Genomic DNA, 19242 nt, shown 5'->3' with positions numbered 1-19242 from the left:
TCTTTAGGATATGAATTAAAAAGAAAAAATATAGTTGTAAAAATTTTGCTAATTAACCAATGTATTTAGTGTTTTAGTCTATAATGAGATTAAGAGAAAAGTCTAAACTGAAAAAATATAGAAAGATAGGAGGGATAGGATGATTCAAGTAAAACATCTTACCAAGACTTTTGTAAGAACGGTTAAATCAGGAAAAAGAATAGTGAAGGAAGATTTTAATGCGGTTGAGGATGTGTCCTTTGAGGTAGGGAAAGGAGAAGTGTATGGCATTTTAGGACCTAATGGTGCAGGTAAAACAACATTGCTTAGAATGCTAGCAGGTATTTTAACACCTACCTCGGGTGAAATAGTAGTTGGAGGCATTGAGTATAAGAAAGATAAGAATCAAGCTAAAAACCTTATTGGGTACTTATCGGGTAACACTAAATTATATGGTAGATTATCTCCAAGAGAAGTATTAGAAATCTTTGGGGGACTTTACTCTATAGATAAGGCTACGTTAGATACAAGGATTGAAGAGATTATAGAACTATTAGATATGAGGAGCTTCGTAGATAATCGCATAGATAGACTTTCTACAGGGCAGACACAAAGAGCCTCTATTGCAAGGTGCCTTATACATTCACCAGAACTCTATATTTTTGATGAACCTACATTAGGATTAGATGTATTAAGCAGTAGAACAATTATTGACTTTATGAAGAGTGAGAAGGAAAAAGGGAAAACAGTTCTCTATTCAACTCACTATATGGAAGAGGCTGAAGCTTTATGTGATCATATTATTATGATACATGAGGGGTGCATACTAGCGATGGGAACAAGTGATGAACTTAAATCTATGACTCAGACACATAATTTAAGAGATGCATTCATTCAACTCATGGAAGAAAAGGAGGTCATAGAATGAGAAGTTATATTATCAAAAACATCTTAAAAAAAGAACTGAAAGATATTTTTAGAGATAAGAAAACAATCTTTATGATGATTGTCCTACCTATTTTACTTTATCCTGCTATTATGCTAATTACATCTCAGATTACAATGTATTCTATGAATAAAACAGAAACAGCTTCTTATAAAGTGAGTGTATCTAAAGGAAAGCTACACAATCAAATAATAGAGAAACTTCTGCAGGAAGAGGACTATGAACATTTAGAATTTATTGAAGTAGGAAATCCAGGTGAAGCATTAGAACAACGAGAAATAGATGCTTATATAGAGGTAGAAGTGTTACCAACTCAGCAAATGAGTTATAAAATTTATATTAATTCATCTATAGGTCAGTCTCAAAATGCAGGGCATAAACTTCAAAACTTTTTAGAAGAATATAAGGAAGAAATGATTTATAGTAACATAGAGCAAATAGGATTAGACCCTATTATTTTATTAGAGCCTGTAGTCTACGATACAGTAGACTTAGCTAAGAATGAGCAGAAGGCTGGTCAGCTAATGGCCATGATTTTACCACTCATCCTGATTATAGGTATATTAATGGGTGCACTTTATCCAGCAATTGATGTGATGGCTGGTGAAAAAGAAAGAGGTACCATTGAGACCTTATTAACTTTGCCTGTTTCTAATTTAGAATTGATTATAGGTAAGTTCTTAGCAGTAGCCATTATTTCAATCATATCGGCAGTATTAAATGTAATCTCTATTGTGGCAAGTATTATGCTTGTTATGATAAGTGCAGATTTATCAGGGATGATGAGTCAGCTTAATATAGATGCAAAGCGCTTTATTGTACCATTTTTGATTGCCTTTATATGTATTTTAATCTTTGCTTTAATTGTCAGTGCGATTAGTATGTGTGTATGTAGTATGGCAAAAAGCTTTAAAGAGGCACAGAACTATGCAACGCCACTCATGCTTGTATTAATGTTGCCTGGATATGCAAGCATGATACCGGGATTAGAGCTGACAACAGCAACAGCATGCATTCCTATTGTGAATGTCGTTTTACTGATTAAGAGCGTTTTAACTTTCCAATATAATATAGGTGCAATGGCTATAGTTATTGTCACTAACTTTGGGTTCCTTATATTATCTTTGATTATATTAGCTAAGATGTTTAATTCGGAAGAAATTTTATTTGGAAGTAGTAAGGAGTTTTCTATCTTACAAAAACGCTACAATATTCAAAAGGGTACGCTACCAACACCAAGTGATAGCTTAATGATTTATGTGATTGCATTGCTTGGAATTATTTATATAGGTAGTTTGCTTCAAGTGAAGTTAGGCTTTTTAGGTTTAGCACTTACTCAAGCATTAGTTATAGCTATTCCTATTCTATTTGGGTGGTATATCAAAACAGATTTTAAAGAAGCATTGTCGTTAAAGAAGCCGAAAGGTAAGCATATAGGTGGAGCAATTATCTTATGGGGAGGGCTATTTTTCCTTGTACAAGGTATTTCATTATTAATGATGCTTGTTTCACCAGATTTACAAGAGCTCAATAATAAGCTTGCTCAAGCAGTGACTCATCCTAATTTGTTTGTTAATTTATTGGTTGTAGCAGCTTTGCCAGCTATTTGTGAAGAAGTATTATTTAGAGGTATGATTTATAAAGGGCTTGAAGATGATGGAAAACATGTGAAATGGGCAATCATTGTATCTGGAGTTTTATTTGGAATTATGCATTTAGATTTCTTTAGGATGATACCTACAGCTATTTTGGGTATAGGTTTTGCCTATATTGTATATTCTAGTAAATCTATTTTTTTAGCGATGATGGTACATTTCTTGAATAATGGTGTTATAGTATTAGTACAGCACTTTATAGTACGCCCAGATGTAGAACCGGCTTTGACATCAGGGCAGATTATACAAAGTAGTGTTGTATATCTTTTGCTTAGTGTACTACCGTTAGTAACAGGTATGTTATTGCTAGGTTATAAAGATCAACCAAGTATTAAAAAAATATAGAGTTATTCATGAAATAGATTAAATAAAAGTAAAAATATACTTATAGTAAAGGATAACTTGTAGATAAAGGAATGAGTATAAATGAAAATGAATAGTAAGGTTAAACGTACTGCATTAGATGAAAAACTAGATTCTTATAGAAGACAGGGGTATATTGTACCACCTAAAAATATTATTAAAAATGAAAAGCAAATAGAAGCTATTAAAAAAAGTGCAGTGATTAATACAGCTATACTTGATCATGTAGCAGAACATATTAAAGAAGGTATGACTACTTTAGAAATAGATGAGATGGTTTATCGCTTTACAAAGGAACATGATGCTACGCCAGCACCTCTTAACTATCATGGTTTCCCTAAGAGTGTATGTATTTCTATCAATCAAGAAGTATGTCATGGAATTCCTTCTAAGGATAGAGTTCTTCAAAATGGCGATATCGTTAATGTAGATGTATCCACAATTTATCATGGATATTTTTCAGATGCATCTCGTATGTTTATTATTGGTGAAGCATCTGAAGAGGCTAAAAAAGTTGTAGAAGTAGCTAGAGAATGTATGCAAAAAGGGATAGAACAAGTTAAGCCATGGGGCTTATTAGGTGATGTGGGTGCAGCAATTAATGCACATGCTAAAGCACATGGATACAGTGTAGTAAGAGAAATTGGTGGACATGGAGTTGGCTTAGCGTTCCATGAAGACCCCTATGTAAGCCATGTGAGTAAGGCTGGCACAGGCATGCTTCTTGTACCAGGAATGATCTTTACTATTGAACCTATGGTCAATGTAGGAACAGCACGTGTAAAAGAAGATAAGAAAAATGGATGGACCATTTATACAGCAGATGGTAAGTTATCTGCACAATGGGAGAGTATGGTCCTTGTAACTGAAACAGGATATGAAATTTTAACTTGCTAGGATATGCTTAAATTTGATTTTTTAGGAGTAAATGAACGTGGAAAATATAGAGATTTTAAATAATATTACAGATAAAGATATGGCTAATATATTAGAGGTATGGGAGTCATCAGTAAGAGCAACCCATCTATTTTTAACAGAAGAGGATATAGTTTCTCTAAAACCTTGTGTGGAAGAAGGGGCAAAATTCATTAGTCACTTAGCAGTCATAAGAAATGAAGAAGATGCCATCCAAGCATTTATAGGCATGCATGATAATAAAATTGAAATGTTGTTTGTAAAAGATACTTGTAGAGGTAAAGGACTTGGAAAACACCTTGTCAATTGGGCAATCAATACTTTGAATGTAAAATTTGTAGATGTAAATGAACAAAATGAGCAAGGTCTAGGATTTTATAAATATATGGGATTTGAAGTTTTTGATAGGTCAGAATTAGATGAACAGGGCAACCCTTTCCCTATACTTTATATGAGACGATAACATATGTAATTCCAAATAAATAGTTAAAAAAGGAACTGTCACGAGCTGAGTTTAATCAGCTAATGTGACAGCTCCTTTTATTTACTAATGTTATTGAATGATTTTATGCAGATTGATCGAATTGGCTATTGTAGAGGTCTGCATAGATGCCACCTTTTGCAAGAAGCTCATCATGAGTACCTTGTTCAACTACATTACCGGCTTTCATGACTAGGATAACATCTGCGTCCTTGATGGTTGAAAGGCGATGGGCGATGACGAAGTTTGTCCTGCCTTCCATAAGGCGTGTCATCGCATTTTGAATATAATGTTCTGTACGTGTATCAACGCTACTTGTTGCTTCATCTAGAATAAGAATAGAAGGGTTAGCAAGGATAGCACGTGCGATAGTAAGAAGTTGTTTTTGACCTTGAGAAATATTAGAGGCTTCTTCATTAAGAATTGTATCATAGCCTTGAGGTAATGTACGGATGAAGTGGTCAGCATGAGCTGCTTTTGCAACTTCTACAACTTCTTCAAAAGTAGCATTTTCTTTGCCGTAAGCAATATTATCACGGATAGAACCTTTAAAGAGCCAAGTATCTTGAAGTACCATACCAAACAGTTGACGTAAGTCTTTACGAGTTAAGTCAGTAATATCAACACCATCTACACGAATCTCTCCACCATTAAGTTCGTAGAAACGCATAAGTAGATTGATCATAGTTGTCTTACCTGCACCAGTAGGCCCTACAATAGCAATGGTTTGACCAGGCTTTACTGTAATATTAAGGTCTTTCATCAGAAGATGATCAGGTGTATAACCAAAAGATACATGATCAAATACAACTTCACCTTTTGGATTTTTTATAGTAACTGGATTTGTTGCTTCAGGTACAGATTCTTCTTCATCAAGAATGGCAAAGACCCTTTCAGCAGAGGCAATAGTAGATTGAAGAATGTTAGCAATATTAGCAAGTTGATTAATCGGTTGAGTGAACTGTCTAGAGTACTGGATGAAGGCTTGAATATCACCAATAAGTAGACGACCGCTAACAGCTAAAACACCACCTACGACAGCTACAACAACATATCCGATGTTATTAACAAGTCCCATAAGAGGCATAACAAGGCCAGAAACAAATTGTGCTTTCCAACCAGATTCATAAAGAGAATCATTAATACATGTAAAGTGCTCTATAGATTCTTTTTCATGTCCAAATGCTTTTACAACAAGATGTCCAGTGTACATTTCTTCTATATGTCCATTAAGATCACCAAGGGCATTTTGTTGAGCAGAGAAATGTGTTTGTGAACGACCGACAATAGGGCGAATAACAAAGATACCTAGAGGAAGTGTTATAAGAATAATCAAGGTTAAGATCCAACTAATGCTAAACATCATAATGGTTACTCCAATAAGAGTTACTACAGAAGTAATAAGTTGGGTAATACTTTGTTGAAGCGTATTACTAATGTTATCTACGTCATTGGTCACTGTACTTAATAAATCTCCATTTGAATGGGAGTCAAAATATTTAAGAGGAAGACGTGATAACTTTTCATGAACATCAGTACGTAATTTAAATACTGTGTTTTGGGCAACGTCTGCCATTAAATATTGTTGGAGATAGCTAAAGAATGCACTTAAAATATAGAAACCTGCTAGCCACATGAGAATGGTGAGTAAAGCATTAAAGTCGATACTACCAGTTCCTTTTGCCATGTTAACAACACCAGCAGCAATAGTATTGGTTGCTGCCCCTAATATTTTAGGACTAGCAACGGCAAAAATTGTGCTTAAAGCTGCAAGGATGAAGATGATAATGAGTTTTGTACGAGCTGGATTAAGATAGCTTAATAAACGTCTAAAAGACCCTTTGAAGTCTTTGGCACGTGCACCAGCCATGACCATACCATGACCACCCATTGGGCCGCCAGGTCTATTTGGTTGTTTATGTTTATTTTCCATTTTCAATCTCCTCCTTTGAAAGTTGAGATAGAGCAATTTCTTTGTAGACTTCACAAGTATCTAAAAGTTCACGATGCGTACCTTGGCCTACTACTTTTCCATCAAATAATACAAGAATTTCATCTGCATCCATAATCGTGCTAATACGTTGAGCAACAAGAATCATAGCAGATTCAGTAACTTCAGATTTAAGTGCTTTGCGAAGTGCAGAATCTGTTTTAAAGTCAAGTGCTGAAAAGCTATCATCAAAAATATAGATTTCAGGCTCACGTACAAGGGCACGAGCGATGCAAAGACGTTGCTTTTGACCACCAGATACATTCGTACCACCTTGAGAGATATAACTATCTAACCCTTTTTCCATATTAGAAACAAAGTCACGTGCTTGAGCAATGTCTAGTGCTCTCCAAAGGTCTTCATCTGTAGCATCTTCTTTACCATATTTAAGATTGTCACGAATCGTACCGCTAAAGAGTAAGGCCTTTTGAGGGACCAAGCCAACCTTATTACGAAGTTCCTCTTGGGGCATATCTTTAATATTTACACCATTAACTAAAATTTCACCTGAAGTTGTATCATAGAAGCGAGGAATTAAGTTAATCAGTGTAGATTTACCAGAGCCCGTCCCACCAATGATAGCTGTGATTTTACCAGGCGTTGTCTCAAAGGAAATGTGAGAAAGAGCAGGTTCTTCACTATTAGGATAGTTAAAGGTAACATCTTTATAAACAATTTGACCATGTAAAGAACTATGAGTTAATTCATGAACATGATCTTGAATTTCAAAAGGGGTTTCTAAGACTTCATTAATACGTTCAGCAGATGCTGCAGCACGAGGAATCATAACAAACATCATAGTGACCATAACTAGTGCCATCATAATTTGCATAACATATTGAATAAAAGCGATTAAGCTACCCACTTCAAAACTACCGGCTTCTATGCGAACTGCACCAAACCAGATAATAGCAACAGAAGTAAGATTTAATATAATCATCATACTAGGCATAAGGACAGCCATAATTTTATTAACACGTATGGCAGTTGAAGTTAAGTCTTTATTAGCAGCGTCAAAGCGTTTTTGCTCATAGGTAACTTTATTAAAAGCACGAATAACACGAATACCTGTTAAGTTTTCTCGAAGGACTAAATTAAGTTGGTCTAATTTCACTTGCATAGATTTAAAAAGTGGCATACCAAACTTAGCAACAAGCCCAATAACAACGAGTAAAATAGGAATAGAAAAGGCCAATACAACAGAAAGTTCAAGGTTAGTAGATAAAGCCATAATAAGTCCACCAATAACCATTAAAGGTGCAGTAACCATCATACGTAAGGACATAAGCACTAATTGTTGAACTTGAGTAATATCATTGGTTGTTCTTGTAATTAATGAAGAAGTTCCTAATTTGTTAAATTCACCTAAAGAAAAGGATTCTACTTTTATAAAAAGATCACGCCTTAGATCTTTGCTAAATCCCATAGCAACTTTGGCTGAATTTAAGTTTGCAAAGACCATAAATGCACTTCCTAATAATGCAACTAAGAGCATATAAAAACCAACGGATAGGATATAGGAGGTATTACCATTAGGTATACCAATATCTACTATTTTGGCCATTAGTGTAGGAAGTAATAAGTTGGCAATCGTTTGTAAAAAAAGTAAAAACAGAGTAAGGATTGTAGCACCTAAATAAGGCTTAAGATATTTAGCTAGTCTAAACATTTTTTGTCATCTCCTTGAGCATCAGATAGATTATCTCGAACCTGCATTAAAAGTCTTTTAAGCAGTATTTGTTCCTCTATGCTTAAATCTTTGTTGTAGAGTTGTTCGTTCTGGGCATAAAGTTTATGAAGTGCTTTACAAGTAGCATGCCCCTTTTTAGTTAAAAAAGTACGGCATATACGTTTATCATTTTCATCCATTTGTTTATAAAGCATGCCAGTACGTTCAAGCCTTTTAATTGTTACAGTTACAGTAGAAGGCTTAACATGTAATTTAGAGGCCAAAGCAGATTGGTTGAGACCATCTTCTTCATAAAGACACATAAGTAGGGGGGCTTGTCCAGGGTGGAGGCCATATTCTTCAAATAATTCGTGACTTCTGGTATATTGTAAGCGTATAATTTCCCATAATAAGCTATTGATTGTAAAATGATTTTTCATGATTTCCTCCGATATTAGTTAGTTAACTAATTATATAGCGATGAAATATGATAATTTGGTATCAAAATTATGAATAAAAAATGAACTTTATAGTCAAGAATAAATAAGAACATAACCTTACCCTACCTATAATTGGATGGGTTGGATAGTTGTAATAGTGTATAATATTTGATATACTTAGTGATAGCGTTTACTCTGATGAAACTTAGTATGTGATAAAATTGATACATATATAACATAGAAAGAAGAAGGTGAAGATTTTGAAGAACTTTGTAGAGAAAATTTTTGGAACTCACTCTCAACGTGAGCTGAAAAGAATAGAACCAATCGTTGCAAAAATTGAAAGTTATGATGAAGCTATGCAAAAGCTTTCAGACGATGAGCTTAAAGCAAAAACAGCGGAGTTTAAAGAACGTTTAGCAAACGGAGAAACTTTAGATGATATTTTACCAGAAGCTTACGCAGTATGTCGTGAAGCTGGTTGGCGTGTAATGAAAATGAAACACTTTAAAGTACAGCTTATTGGGGGGGTTATCCTCCATAACGGGCGTATTGCAGAGATGAGAACTGGTGAAGGTAAAACATTAGTAGCTACATTACCAGCTTATTTAAATGCCCTTTCAGGAAAAGGTGTACATGTTGTAACAGTTAATGATTACCTTGCTAAACGTGATGCTGAGGAAATGGGACAACTTCATAACTTCTTAGGCCTTAGTGTAGGGTGTATCTTAAGTGGTATGGAAAACGATGAAAGACGTGCGGCATACAACTGTGATATTACTTACGGTACAAACAATGAATTTGGTTTCGACTACTTACGTGACAACATGGTTCTTTATGCAGAGCAAATGGTTCAAAGACCACTTAACTATGCAATCATTGATGAGGTTGACTCTGTTCTTATTGATGAGGCAAGAACACCACTTATTATCTCTGGTAGTGGTTCAAAATCTACACACCTTTACAAAGCAGCTGATATCTTTGTAAGACGCCTTAAAAAAGGTAGACTTTTAGGTGAAGAAAGTGCTATGGCTTCTCTTATGAGAGAAGAAATAGAAGAAGAAGGGGACTTCATTGTTAATGAAAAAGAAAGAAATGTTACCCTTACAGCTGATGGTGTAAAAAAAGCAGAACAATACTTTGGTATTGAAAACTTAGCTGACCCAGATAACATGGAAGTGCAACATCATATTAATATAGCGCTTAAAGCACATAACTTAATGCACCTTGAAAAAGACTACATTGTAGATGAAAAAGGTGAAATTGTTATTGTTGATGAATTTACAGGTCGTCTTATGGATGGACGTCGTTACTCAGATGGTCTTCACCAAGCGATTGAAGCTAAAGAAGGCGTAGAAGTACAAAAAGAAAGTCAAACACTTGCAACAATTACTTTCCAAAATTACTTCAACAAATACAATAAAAAATCTGGTATGACAGGTACAGCTTTAACAGAAGAAGGCGAGTTTAGAGATATTTATGGAATGGACGTTATTGTTATTCCTACAAATAGACCAATTCAACGTATTGACCATGCAGATATGGTATTTAAAACAGAAGAAGCTAAATTCAAAGCTGTAATTGAAGATATTAGAAAATCTTATGAAAAACAACAACCAGTTCTTGTTGGTACAGTAACAATTGATACATCAGAACTTCTTAGCAAACTTCTTAAAAAAGAAGGTATTCGTCACCAAGTACTTAATGCAAAATATCATGCAAAAGAAGCTGAAATTGTTTCATTAGCTGGTAAAAAGGGTGCTATAACAATAGCAACAAACATGGCTGGTCGTGGTACAGATATTAAACTTGAAGATGGTGTACAAGAACTTGGTGGTCTTAAAATCATCGGTACAGAACGCCATGAGTCAAGACGTATTGATAACCAGTTACGTGGACGTTCAGGACGTCAAGGTGACCCAGGTGAATCACGTTTCTACTTAGCTCTTGAAGATGATTTAATGCGTCTATTCATTCCAGAAACAACAATGAAAATGTTTGATGCACTTGGTCTTCCAGATGATGAACCAATCGAACACAAAATTCTTTCAAAAGCGATTGAAAGAGCACAAACAAAAGTAGAAAGTAATAACTACGGTATTCGTAAACATCTTCTTGAATACGATAAGATTATGAATGAACAAAGAGAAGTTATCTACGGTGAACGTTTCAAAGTTCTTAAAAACGAAAATCTTAAAGATAATGTATTAAGCATGGCTAAAAATGTGATTACAAAAGCTGTTATGAGTGCAACAAATGGTATTGAGTATCCAGAAGACTGGAATTTAGCATCTATGATGGATCACCTTTCAACAATCATTCCATTTGAAGAAGTTGAATTTACAAAAGAAGAGCAACAAAATCTTACACCAGATAGCTTAATTGACCTTCTTTATAGCAAAGCAGAAGCTTTATATGAAGTAAAAGACAAAGAAATTGGTGAGCAACTTCGTGAAATTGAACGTGTTATCATGCTTAAAGTAATTGACCAAAAATGGATGGATCATTTAGATAACATGGATCAAATGCGTCAAGGTATCAACCTTCAAGCATATGGTCAACGTGATCCATTAGTAGAGTATCGCTTCTTAAGCTTTGATATCTTCGAAGAAATGACAGAAATCATTCAAGAAGAAACAGTTAAAGCACTCTTCCACGTAAGACTTCAACCACATCAAGAAATCAAACGTGAAGCAGTTATTAAAGTAACTGGCACAAACCACAAAGACGAAAGCTTAGGTGCTCAACCTGTAGTGAAAAAAGAAAAAGTAGGTCGTAATGACTTATGTCCATGTGGTAGCGGTAAAAAATACAAACAATGTTGTGGACAAAACGAATAAATAAATTTAAGGCTCTAGATACAAGCGTCATAGCTTGTATCTAGAGCCTTTTTTATTTAATAATAGAGCTTAAGCTTAGATATAGTTTGAAGATATAATTATAATTAATAAAAAAATAAAAGTAAAATATTAATTAATATAAAATATTATGTTGCTATAATCATAGGTTTTTAGTAATCTTGTTTATAAAGACATCTAGAATAACTAGAGCATTGAGAGGAGATTTAAACATGAAGTTTTTAACTTTTAATATTCGATGTGATTATAATCAAGATGGAAATAATAATTTCTGCTATAGAAAGCCTTTAGTATTAGAGAAATTAAAAAAAGAATTACCAGATATAATTTGTTTTCAAGAAGTACTTCCTCATGTAGCAAGTTGGTTAAAAGAAAATCTAGAGGAGTACTTTATCTTAGGATGTGGAAGAGATGAAAATCTAGAGGATGAACAAACAGCAATAGCATTTAAAAAGCAAAAATATCAGCTCATACATATGAATACTTTTTGGCTATCACCAACCCCACAGGTACCGGGTTCACGTTATGAGCAGCAAAGCATTTGTCCAAGGACTTGTACAGAAGTTATACTACAAGATTTAGAGTCAAAAGAAATTTATCGTATTATTAATACTCATTTAGATCATGAAGGAAGTGAAGCTAGAAGGTTAGGTATGGCACAGATTTTAACTTATATAAAAGAAGTTGAAACATTTAAAGATGCATCTATCTGTCTAGCAGGAGATTTTAATGCAACACCAGATACTCCAGAAGTTAAAATAATTAGTGAAGCTGGATTAATAGATCAAACAGAGGGAGTAGAGGGAACATACCATGAGTATGAAACACTACCAATAAATAATAAAATAGATTACATTTTTACATCACCAGATTTAGTATGTAATGATGTGACACCATGGAAAGATGAAAAAGAGGGTGTATATCTATCAGATCATTATCCTGTATGTGCTGAGATTATTAAAAAATAAAAGAGAAGTATAGAGCGAATAAATAAGTATAGCCATAAAGAGCTTAATCTTGATTACTAAAATGTAACTAAGATTAAGCTTTTTTATTTGTTGTATTTTAATAAATTTTCTATATAAGTAAATAAAATTAAACATAAAATATACAAATTGTGAAAAGAATGTGATATAATTTGACATGCATTAGTGTAATTTTAAAAGATATTATATAAATACTATTATTTAATTTTATTGCTTGCTTAGTGAACTTATATATTAGGAATGAGAAAAGAGGATCAAATGACAAAAATATTAAAGAAAATTGGGGTATATATTTTTCATTCCAATACAATATTTATTCAACTTCTTGTATTTACTTTAGTTGTAAGTGTAGTACCTATTATTCTTATTAGTCTACTCTTATTTAATAAAATGTCAGATCTAGTTGTAACGACTTTAGATAAATCATCCTCGCAGCTAGTACTTCAATATATGAATGATATTAATGGGAGCTTTTTTAGATATCAGGATAAGCTTCAACAGATAGCGAATAACACGATTATTATGGATGAATTATTAGGTAAAGGGGATGACTCTAATCCCTATATAAAAGGTGATAAAGTAAGTAAAGAGGTGAACAAGAGTTTACGATTAGAAGGCTATAGTGAATATAGGAACTGTATGATTTATTCAACCGTATATGACTCAAAAATATATGGAAATAATGTATCCATGTTAGAAGAGGCAGTGAAAGAAGTATGGTATATAGATCATCCAGAGTATAAAGGGAATATTTTCTCATATTTAACAGCTAATAGAAAAAACAAAGTGCTTTCATTAGTACAGCAAATCAATTATATAGATACAAATTCGTTTAAAAATAGTGATTTAGGATTCGTAAAGCTGGATTTATATGCTGATAAGTTATTTGAACCTCCTAAAGATAAAGAAAATGGAACTTATTCTTATGACATTATTGTATTAGATGAAAGTAGTAATTTAATTTATGAATCCGAAGAACAATTGGTTAGAGAGTTGGATGAAATCCCTTTTCACCAACTTACAAGTAATCAAATGACAGCGCATAATAATATGCTTATTTATAAAGATACGGTAAAGCGTTATGGATTAGATATCATATTTTTGTTTGATAGCCATGTGTTGGTAGATAAGCAAGAGGAGTTAGGACGTTCAATTATTCCAATTATTTTAATTGTTATAGGTGTTATTATAATAACAGCCTATTTGTTTACTAGAAGCTTTGCTTTTAGAGTAGAAAAATTAGTCCGTAAGATTAAGGCAGTAGAAGAAGGTGACCTTACAGTAACTGAAGAAATAGGTGGAAATGATGAAATTGCATTATTAGATAAGCAGTTCAACTCTATGGTTAAAAGACTAGACAAGCTAATTCAAAAAAATTATATACAACAACTAGAGAAAAAGGAGGCTGAGCTTAGAAATTTACAATTGCAGATTAATCCACATTTCTTATATAACACTTTAGAAACAATCAGTGCAATGGCTGCTATAAAAGGGCTATTTAATATCTGTGATTTATGTGAGAAATTAGGAGAAATCTTTAGGTATAGTTTAGGAAAAAACTATGGTGAGTACGTGACTATAGAACAAGAATTAAAACATACTAAAAACTACATATTTATCCAAGAAGCAAGATTTGGCAATAAATTTGAGGTGGATTATAATGTACAATCAGAATTAATGCATGCTCAAATATTACGATTTATTTTACAACCTATTGTAGAGAATGCAATTATCCATGGACTTAGTAATCATACAAGGAAAGGTAAGTTAAGTATTTCTATCTATCAACAAGATGGTGATATTCTCATTGAAATAGAAGATGATGGAGTAGGAATGTCTAAAGAGCGTTTACAAGGACTTATTGAATATATTAATGATCAAGATAAAAATATTAAGAGAACAACAAGAAGCATAGGTGTTAAAAATGTAAATCAAAGAATTAAATTATCCTGTGGAAATGACTATGGCATTATGATAAGAAGTGAATTAAACGAAGGTAGTTGTTTTACAATACGTTTGCCGATTGTGCAATAAGAGGAGGATAAAATGGGGCGAAGTATTTTAATTGTAGATGATGAAGAACTGATTAGACAAGGCATTAGAGCAAGAATTGATTATCTAGGATTTAAATTTGATTCTATACGAGAAGCAGATGATGGAACGACAGCATTATCTCTATTAGAACAAGCGCCAGCAGATGTTGTCATTACAGATATCCGAATGAATGATATGGATGGGATTGAGCTTATTGGAAAAGTGAAACCTTTATATCCGCACATCCAGTTTATTATTTTAAGTGGATATGCTGAATTTGCTTATGCAGAGCAAGCCATTAATTTAGGTGTTAATGCTTATCTTTTGAAGCCTATTTCAAATGAAGAATTAAAAAAGACGATGAATAATGTTTTAGAGCGTATAGAACTTGAGGAGCATAATCACAGAACAGTTAAATTAGGAGAGCAAATACTTGTTGAAAATCAAAAGCATATTTTTGAAAAGAATTTAAATGCGCTTTTATATCATCCTAATCCCTTGAAAGGAGAAGGCAAGGTACTATTTAATACAGTCAATGAACAATTCCCCTTAGAAAAAAGAAAATTTATGACTATTCTTATGAATATAGATGGAGATAGCTATGAGGGGAATAAATTTGGATATCAAGATATTAAACTTATACGTTTTACAATCAAAAATATCCTAAGTGATTTCCCGTCTCAAAGTGATAAAGTAGTTATAAGTAACCTATCTAATACCAACCAATTATTTGCAATTTTGTCTAATGAATGTAGCACTACATTAAGAGCTGAAGCAGAACAAGTCTTTTCAGCATTGCAGGGTGTGCTATGGAATCGTATGCAAATTTCTATTAGTATAGGGATTAGTTCAGTAACAGATAAGCTATCATTAGATAGTACAAAAGAAGCACAAGAAGCTTTTCAACAAAGGCTTATTCATGGGAATGGGAGTATGTATTTTTATGATGATATTAAATTATTATCAGGTACACAGCTACCCACAAGTGAGCTAAATATGCTGAGTCAGTACATAGAGCGTAAAGATATAGGGAATATACAGGTTATTTTAAATGCTATTTTCTCCGATGAGTGTATGCAACAATATAATGTGAATTACATACGTATTGTTTGGGTACGTATCATAGGGATTTTATTAAAGTCGGCTCACTCCAGCTTTGAGAAAGAGCCTCAAAAGGCAGAACAGCTTGTAATGGATTTAGATGATTTGGTGGGGATATCTTCTTTAGCAGAGTTAAGGGAGTACCTATGGACGTTAGTACTTGATTGTTTAGAAACAGATACACATATGGATACAAATGCTAAGAATAAAATTAAGCTTGCAACTAAGTATATTACAAATAATTATAATAAAGATATTGCTATTAACGACTTAGCAGAACGTTTTATGATGAGTCCTAATTATTTTTCCTCTATCTTTAAGAAAGAAACGGGACAAACAACAATTAATTATATTAAAGAACTCCGTATTAATAAGGCTAGAGAATACTTAGCACAATCATCAAAGAGTGTGGTAGATATTGCAAAAGAAGTAGGATATGAAGATAGCCAGTACTTCTTTAAAGTATTTAAAAAATCTACTGGCCAAACTCCATTACAGTATAGAAAATCCTATAGTAAGTTATAGATAGAGAACAGGGGCTATACAAACTAAGTTTTCAATTTCAAGAGAGCCCTGATAAAGTTTTGGTATAATAATAGATTCAGTATTTAAATCATCAATATTGATAGTAAGAGGAGCTTTGATATCCCATGGGATAGATAAAGTTCCTTTTTTTGTACGTAAAGAGAGAAGATAAGTTCCATGAGCTTGTTCTATATAGCCAGGTTTTGAGGTTGAGACAATAGAGAACTGGATAGTATGTGAATCAGGATTAACTTGAGTCTTAAGAAGAGGACCTTTTGACACCCATGTTTGTCCACTATGAATAGCTGTTTCTAATTCTATTTCAATATCTCCAGTAGCATTACCTTCAATAAAAGTAGCAAACTGATCATGCATACTATCTGTACCATGTAGATCCATCCCACTGGTCGCTGCAATACGATAACCTTGCAAGGTTAGGTCTTCCCACCAAAGTAAACCACGTTCATTCACTTCATGGAGAGGTTCTGGATTATTAAAGACTTCAATGAAATCTATATAAGCATAATCAGTAAAGGTCATTTCGAACCCACAAGTAGCAATAGGGTAACCGCATGAGAAGGGATGAGCCACACCGGCGAGCGCTCCTTTTTCTTGTACTGCCTTAAAGAGAAGCTCTGGTTTATGCTTATTGATATTTTCCCAAGGAACGTATTCTTTTAAGTTGAGACATAAAATATGACCATAATAAGTGGTGTATTCCATACCATAAATACAAGGCATATCTATAGGATATGCCTCTAATATTTTGTGAGCTTTTACATGGCCTGAGATTGTATTATGATCAGTTAAAGCAAAGGCATCTACTTTGTCTGTTAGCATAAAATCAATAAGTTGTTGTACTGTAAGATTGCCATCTGATTCCAATGTATGGTTATGTAGTTCTAAGCGTTTGTACATGATTTTAACCTCCTATTTTATTGTGCGGATAAAGATAATGAGTATTTAGTATCATCACGAATAACGCTAAAGGCCACAATGGTGATACGTATGACACCGTCTATTTGAGACTGAGGGATACAGCCTGGAGTAGCATCAGTTTCACTAAAATACAGATGTCTACAGGTTTCTTGACGATGTATGCCTCCAATAAATTGATCATTCATTGTGACAATAACTTGAAGTTCAGTTTTCATCCCACGAATAGTATCAGTAATTACTTCGTCACTAGCTGTATCGGCACCGTATTTACCATTACAGGCAGCCACGAGTTCTTTCTTTAAATCATCAGTAATTACTTCATAATGTTGTTTATCAAAGCTAAAAGTTATGTCCATTTCTTTGTAAATATCATCTAAACAGATTGTATAAGAGATTTGGCCCACAAAACCTTTGTTGAGTGTACCGCCAACTTCATATATTTTTTTCATCCGAATGCTCCTTTTTGGAAGTGAATTCTTAAAGATGTGATAAATATACTATCATTTTTAGACTATTTCAATAGTATTAAAAAAGTCGTAGAAATATCCATCCCTTTGCGTAGAATAGTCCATTGTTATACATAAGTATCTTTAGTAATCTGACATTACAAAAAAGCTTCAATTATATTGACTGAATTAAGATGGAGGATAATGAGATGAAACAACTTACATTTTCACAAGAAGGAAAGTTTAAACTATTACAATTTACAGATATTCATTTCAGCGACAACAATGAAGTGGATAAAGAAACTGTAGAATTAATGAGAAAAATACTAAAAGAGGAAAAGCCTGATTTTATTATGATTACAGGAGATACAGTATATGGAGAAGAAAATGTGGACCATTTACCACTTGCTTTAACACCTGTTATTGAATCTAATATTCCTTTTAGTTATACATTTGGAAATCATGATACAGAAGAAGGACAAGGATATGAAGCTTTATTTGAAGTACTTCAAGGTATTCCAACTTGTATGATGTACCATGATGCAAACTCTAAAGTAGGAATAGGGAACCACACTTTAGAAGTAGTTGGCCATGATGGAGGAGTTAAGTGGGTTATTGCAGGGATAGATTCTGGTAACTATAATCCATTGCCTCATATGGAAGGCTATGCTTATGTCCAAAAGCCACAAATTGAATGGTACCAAGATGTGATGAGGAAGTATGAAGCTCAAAATCCAGATTTTGCGTCACTTGTATTTATGCATATTCCACTTCCTGAATATCATGAAGTTTGGGCAATGGAAACATGTTATGGCATGAAACGAGAAGGTATTTGTAGTCCAAAGATTAACTCAGGATTTTTTGCAGCAATGCAAGAAGTAGGCCATACAAAAGGTGTATTTGTAGGACATGACCATATTAATGATTTCTACGGTGAAATGTACGGTATTACATTGGGGTATGGTAGAGCAACAGGGTATAACACATATGGACAAGAAGATTTCTTACGAGGTGCAAGAATCTTTATCTTGGATGAAAATAATACCGAAAGCTTTGAAACCTATGTAAGATTATCAGATGGTACTGTTATAGATAATCCATCTATGCATTTACCAGAAAGAGTAAGGGATGATAATTAATGAAGTTTGTAACCTTTAATATACGTTGTGATTATAATCAAGACGACAATAATAGCTTTTGCTATAGAAAACCTTATATCTTAGGAAAACTAAAAAATGAAAGTCCTGATATTATTTGTTTTCAAGAAGTACTTCCACATGTAGCAACATGGTTAAAAGAAAACTTAACAGATTACTATGTATTGGGGTGTGGAAGAGATGAAAATTTAGAAGATGAACAAACCACTATTGCATTTTAAAAAATGCAATATCAAATGATAAGTATGAATACATTTTGGCTATCTGAAGCACCACAAGTTCCAGGATCACGTTATGAAAAGCAAAGTATGTGTCCTAGGACGTGTACTGAAATGGTACTTCAGGATATAGAGACGAAAGAGATACTACGTGTGTTTAATACGCATCTTGATCATGAAGGAAGTGAAGCGCGTGTATTAGGGATGACACAAATCTTAACCTATATACAACAAATTACTCTATTTAAAGATGCAACGATTATCTTAACAGGAGACTTTAACGCCTACTCAAGTGATCTAGAAGTAACCATGATTAGTGAAGTAGGTAAATTGGTAGATTTGACCTCGGATTTAGAAGGGACATATCATGATTTTGGTAGAGTAAAAGAAAATGAAAAGATAGATTATATCTTTTCATCACCTCATGTCGTGTGTGAGGAAAAGGGACTTTGGACAGATGAGTACAATGGTGTATTTTTATCAGATCATTATCCGGTGTTCGTAGAAATGACCACTAAATAAAGAAGTTTTGTACATTGT

Annotated in this window: 16 protein-coding genes; 11 read left to right on the top strand and 5 right to left on the bottom strand. The window is 33.4% G+C overall.

The window, feature by feature from the left end:
- The first annotated feature begins 139 nt into the window (after positions 1–139).
- The 4 genes from PBV87_RS12015 to PBV87_RS12000 all read left to right on the top strand — a co-directional run bounded on the left by PBV87_RS12015 (position 140) and on the right by PBV87_RS12000 (position 4321).
- A complete protein-coding gene (locus tag PBV87_RS12015; RefSeq protein ID WP_053983310.1) occupies positions 140–907 on the top strand; it encodes an ABC transporter ATP-binding protein in 768 nt (255 codons plus the stop codon).
- On the top strand, positions 904–2925 hold the full coding sequence (locus PBV87_RS12010) for an ABC transporter permease subunit/CPBP intramembrane protease (protein WP_271012458.1): 2022 nt from the start codon (positions 904–906) through the stop codon (positions 2923–2925). Before PBV87_RS12015 ends, PBV87_RS12010 begins: the two co-directional genes overlap by 4 nt.
- Before the next feature lie 87 nt (positions 2926–3012).
- Positions 3013–3840, top strand: coding sequence for a type I methionyl aminopeptidase (gene map / locus PBV87_RS12005; protein WP_154668777.1), 828 nt, complete (start codon positions 3013–3015; stop codon positions 3838–3840).
- A 37-nt stretch (positions 3841–3877) separates the two neighbouring features.
- Complete coding sequence (locus tag PBV87_RS12000; RefSeq protein ID WP_082238592.1) at positions 3878–4321, top strand: GNAT family N-acetyltransferase; 444 nt, start codon at positions 3878–3880, stop codon at positions 4319–4321.
- Positions 4322–4424: 103 nt separating this feature from the next.
- On the opposite strand, the gene PBV87_RS11995 is transcribed toward PBV87_RS12000, so the two are convergent.
- Genes PBV87_RS11995 through PBV87_RS11985 form a run of 3 tightly spaced genes read right to left on the bottom strand, consistent with a single transcriptional unit; the run spans position 4425 to position 8438 of the window.
- Entirely contained in the window at positions 4425–6272 is a 1848-nt protein-coding gene (locus PBV87_RS11995) for an ABC transporter ATP-binding protein (protein WP_271012457.1), read from the bottom strand.
- Entirely contained in the window at positions 6262–7998 is a 1737-nt protein-coding gene (locus PBV87_RS11990; protein ID WP_271012456.1) for an ABC transporter ATP-binding protein, read from the bottom strand. The genes PBV87_RS11995 and PBV87_RS11990 overlap by 11 nt, the downstream gene beginning before the upstream one ends.
- Positions 7986–8438, bottom strand: coding sequence for a MarR family winged helix-turn-helix transcriptional regulator (locus tag PBV87_RS11985; RefSeq protein WP_053983316.1), 453 nt, complete (start codon positions 8436–8438; stop codon positions 7986–7988). Before PBV87_RS11985 ends, PBV87_RS11990 begins: the two co-directional genes overlap by 13 nt.
- A gap of 260 nt (positions 8439–8698) precedes the next feature.
- Here PBV87_RS11985 and secA point away from each other — a divergent pair, with 260 nt between their 5' ends.
- The 4 genes from secA to PBV87_RS11965 all read left to right on the top strand — a co-directional run bounded on the left by secA (position 8699) and on the right by PBV87_RS11965 (position 15942).
- Entirely contained in the window at positions 8699–11278 is a 2580-nt protein-coding gene (gene secA / locus PBV87_RS11980; protein WP_053983317.1) for a preprotein translocase subunit SecA, read from the top strand.
- A gap of 230 nt (positions 11279–11508) precedes the next feature.
- Positions 11509–12264, top strand: a complete 756-nt coding sequence (locus PBV87_RS11975) for an endonuclease/exonuclease/phosphatase family protein (protein ID WP_053983318.1) — start codon at positions 11509–11511, stop codon at positions 12262–12264.
- 276 nt (positions 12265–12540) lie between these two features.
- Entirely contained in the window at positions 12541–14316 is a 1776-nt protein-coding gene (locus PBV87_RS11970; protein WP_271012455.1) for a sensor histidine kinase, read from the top strand.
- A gap of 12 nt (positions 14317–14328) precedes the next feature.
- A complete protein-coding gene (locus PBV87_RS11965; RefSeq protein WP_271012454.1) occupies positions 14329–15942 on the top strand; it encodes a response regulator transcription factor in 1614 nt (537 codons plus the stop codon).
- Here PBV87_RS11965 and PBV87_RS11960 read toward each other — a convergent pair.
- Both PBV87_RS11960 and PBV87_RS11955 read right to left on the bottom strand, forming a co-directional pair.
- Complete coding sequence (locus PBV87_RS11960) at positions 15937–16860, bottom strand: CehA/McbA family metallohydrolase (protein ID WP_271012453.1); 924 nt, start codon at positions 16858–16860, stop codon at positions 15937–15939. The genes PBV87_RS11965 and PBV87_RS11960 overlap by 6 nt on opposite strands.
- Positions 16861–16877: 17 nt before the next feature.
- Positions 16878–17330, bottom strand: a complete 453-nt coding sequence (locus PBV87_RS11955; protein ID WP_271012452.1) for a DUF6669 family protein — start codon at positions 17328–17330, stop codon at positions 16878–16880.
- A gap of 206 nt (positions 17331–17536) precedes the next feature.
- On the opposite strand from PBV87_RS11955, the gene PBV87_RS11950 reads away from it, so the two are divergent.
- From PBV87_RS11950 to PBV87_RS11940, 3 genes are read left to right on the top strand one after another with little or no spacing between them, the layout of a single operon-like run.
- Positions 17537–18466, top strand: a complete 930-nt coding sequence (locus PBV87_RS11950) for a metallophosphoesterase family protein (RefSeq protein WP_271012451.1) — start codon at positions 17537–17539, stop codon at positions 18464–18466.
- Positions 18466–18705 carry an exonuclease/endonuclease/phosphatase family protein gene (locus PBV87_RS11945; RefSeq protein WP_271012450.1) on the top strand — a complete coding sequence of 80 codons (240 nt, stop codon included), beginning with the start codon at positions 18466–18468 and terminating at the stop codon, positions 18703–18705. The genes PBV87_RS11950 and PBV87_RS11945 overlap by 1 nt, the downstream gene beginning before the upstream one ends.
- Before the next feature lie 3 nt (positions 18706–18708).
- Positions 18709–19224, top strand: coding sequence for an endonuclease/exonuclease/phosphatase family protein (locus tag PBV87_RS11940; protein ID WP_271012449.1), 516 nt, complete (start codon positions 18709–18711; stop codon positions 19222–19224).
- Positions 19225–19242: the final 18 nt, after the last annotated feature.

It is taken from the genome of Holtiella tumoricola, from assembly GCF_027857615.1.
Taxonomy (GTDB): Bacteria; Bacillota; Clostridia; order Lachnospirales; family Cellulosilyticaceae; genus Holtiella; species Holtiella tumoricola.
This window is presented reverse-complemented; position numbering and strand designations above follow the sequence as displayed.

What these genes read in the sequence shown, in the direction of transcription:
- PBV87_RS12015 (WP_053983310.1), top strand. Translation starts at nt 140, where the DNA reads ATGATTCAAGTAAAACATCTTACCAAGACTTTTGTAAGAACGGTTAAA.
- PBV87_RS12010 (WP_271012458.1), top strand. Translation starts at nt 904, where the DNA reads ATGAGAAGTTATATTATCAAAAACATCTTAAAAAAAGAACTGAAAGAT.
- map (WP_154668777.1), top strand. Translation starts at nt 3,013, where the DNA reads ATGAATAGTAAGGTTAAACGTACTGCATTAGATGAAAAACTAGATTCT.
- PBV87_RS11995 (WP_271012457.1), bottom strand. Translation starts at nt 6,272, where the DNA reads ATGGAAAATAAACATAAACAACCAAATAGACCTGGCGGCCCAATGGGT.
- PBV87_RS11990 (WP_271012456.1), bottom strand. Translation starts at nt 7,998, where the DNA reads ATGTTTAGACTAGCTAAATATCTTAAGCCTTATTTAGGTGCTACAATC.
- PBV87_RS11985 (WP_053983316.1), bottom strand. Translation starts at nt 8,438, where the DNA reads ATGAAAAATCATTTTACAATCAATAGCTTATTATGGGAAATTATACGC.
- PBV87_RS11975 (WP_053983318.1), top strand. Translation starts at nt 11,509, where the DNA reads ATGAAGTTTTTAACTTTTAATATTCGATGTGATTATAATCAAGATGGA.
- PBV87_RS11970 (WP_271012455.1), top strand. Translation starts at nt 12,541, where the DNA reads ATGACAAAAATATTAAAGAAAATTGGGGTATATATTTTTCATTCCAAT.
- PBV87_RS11965 (WP_271012454.1), top strand. Translation starts at nt 14,329, where the DNA reads ATGGGGCGAAGTATTTTAATTGTAGATGATGAAGAACTGATTAGACAA.
- PBV87_RS11960 (WP_271012453.1), bottom strand. Translation starts at nt 16,860, where the DNA reads ATGTACAAACGCTTAGAACTACATAACCATACATTGGAATCAGATGGC.
- PBV87_RS11955 (WP_271012452.1), bottom strand. Translation starts at nt 17,330, where the DNA reads ATGAAAAAAATATATGAAGTTGGCGGTACACTCAACAAAGGTTTTGTG.
- PBV87_RS11950 (WP_271012451.1), top strand. Translation starts at nt 17,537, where the DNA reads ATGAAACAACTTACATTTTCACAAGAAGGAAAGTTTAAACTATTACAA.
- PBV87_RS11945 (WP_271012450.1), top strand. Translation starts at nt 18,466, where the DNA reads ATGAAGTTTGTAACCTTTAATATACGTTGTGATTATAATCAAGACGAC.
- PBV87_RS11940 (WP_271012449.1), top strand. Translation starts at nt 18,709, where the DNA reads ATGCAATATCAAATGATAAGTATGAATACATTTTGGCTATCTGAAGCA.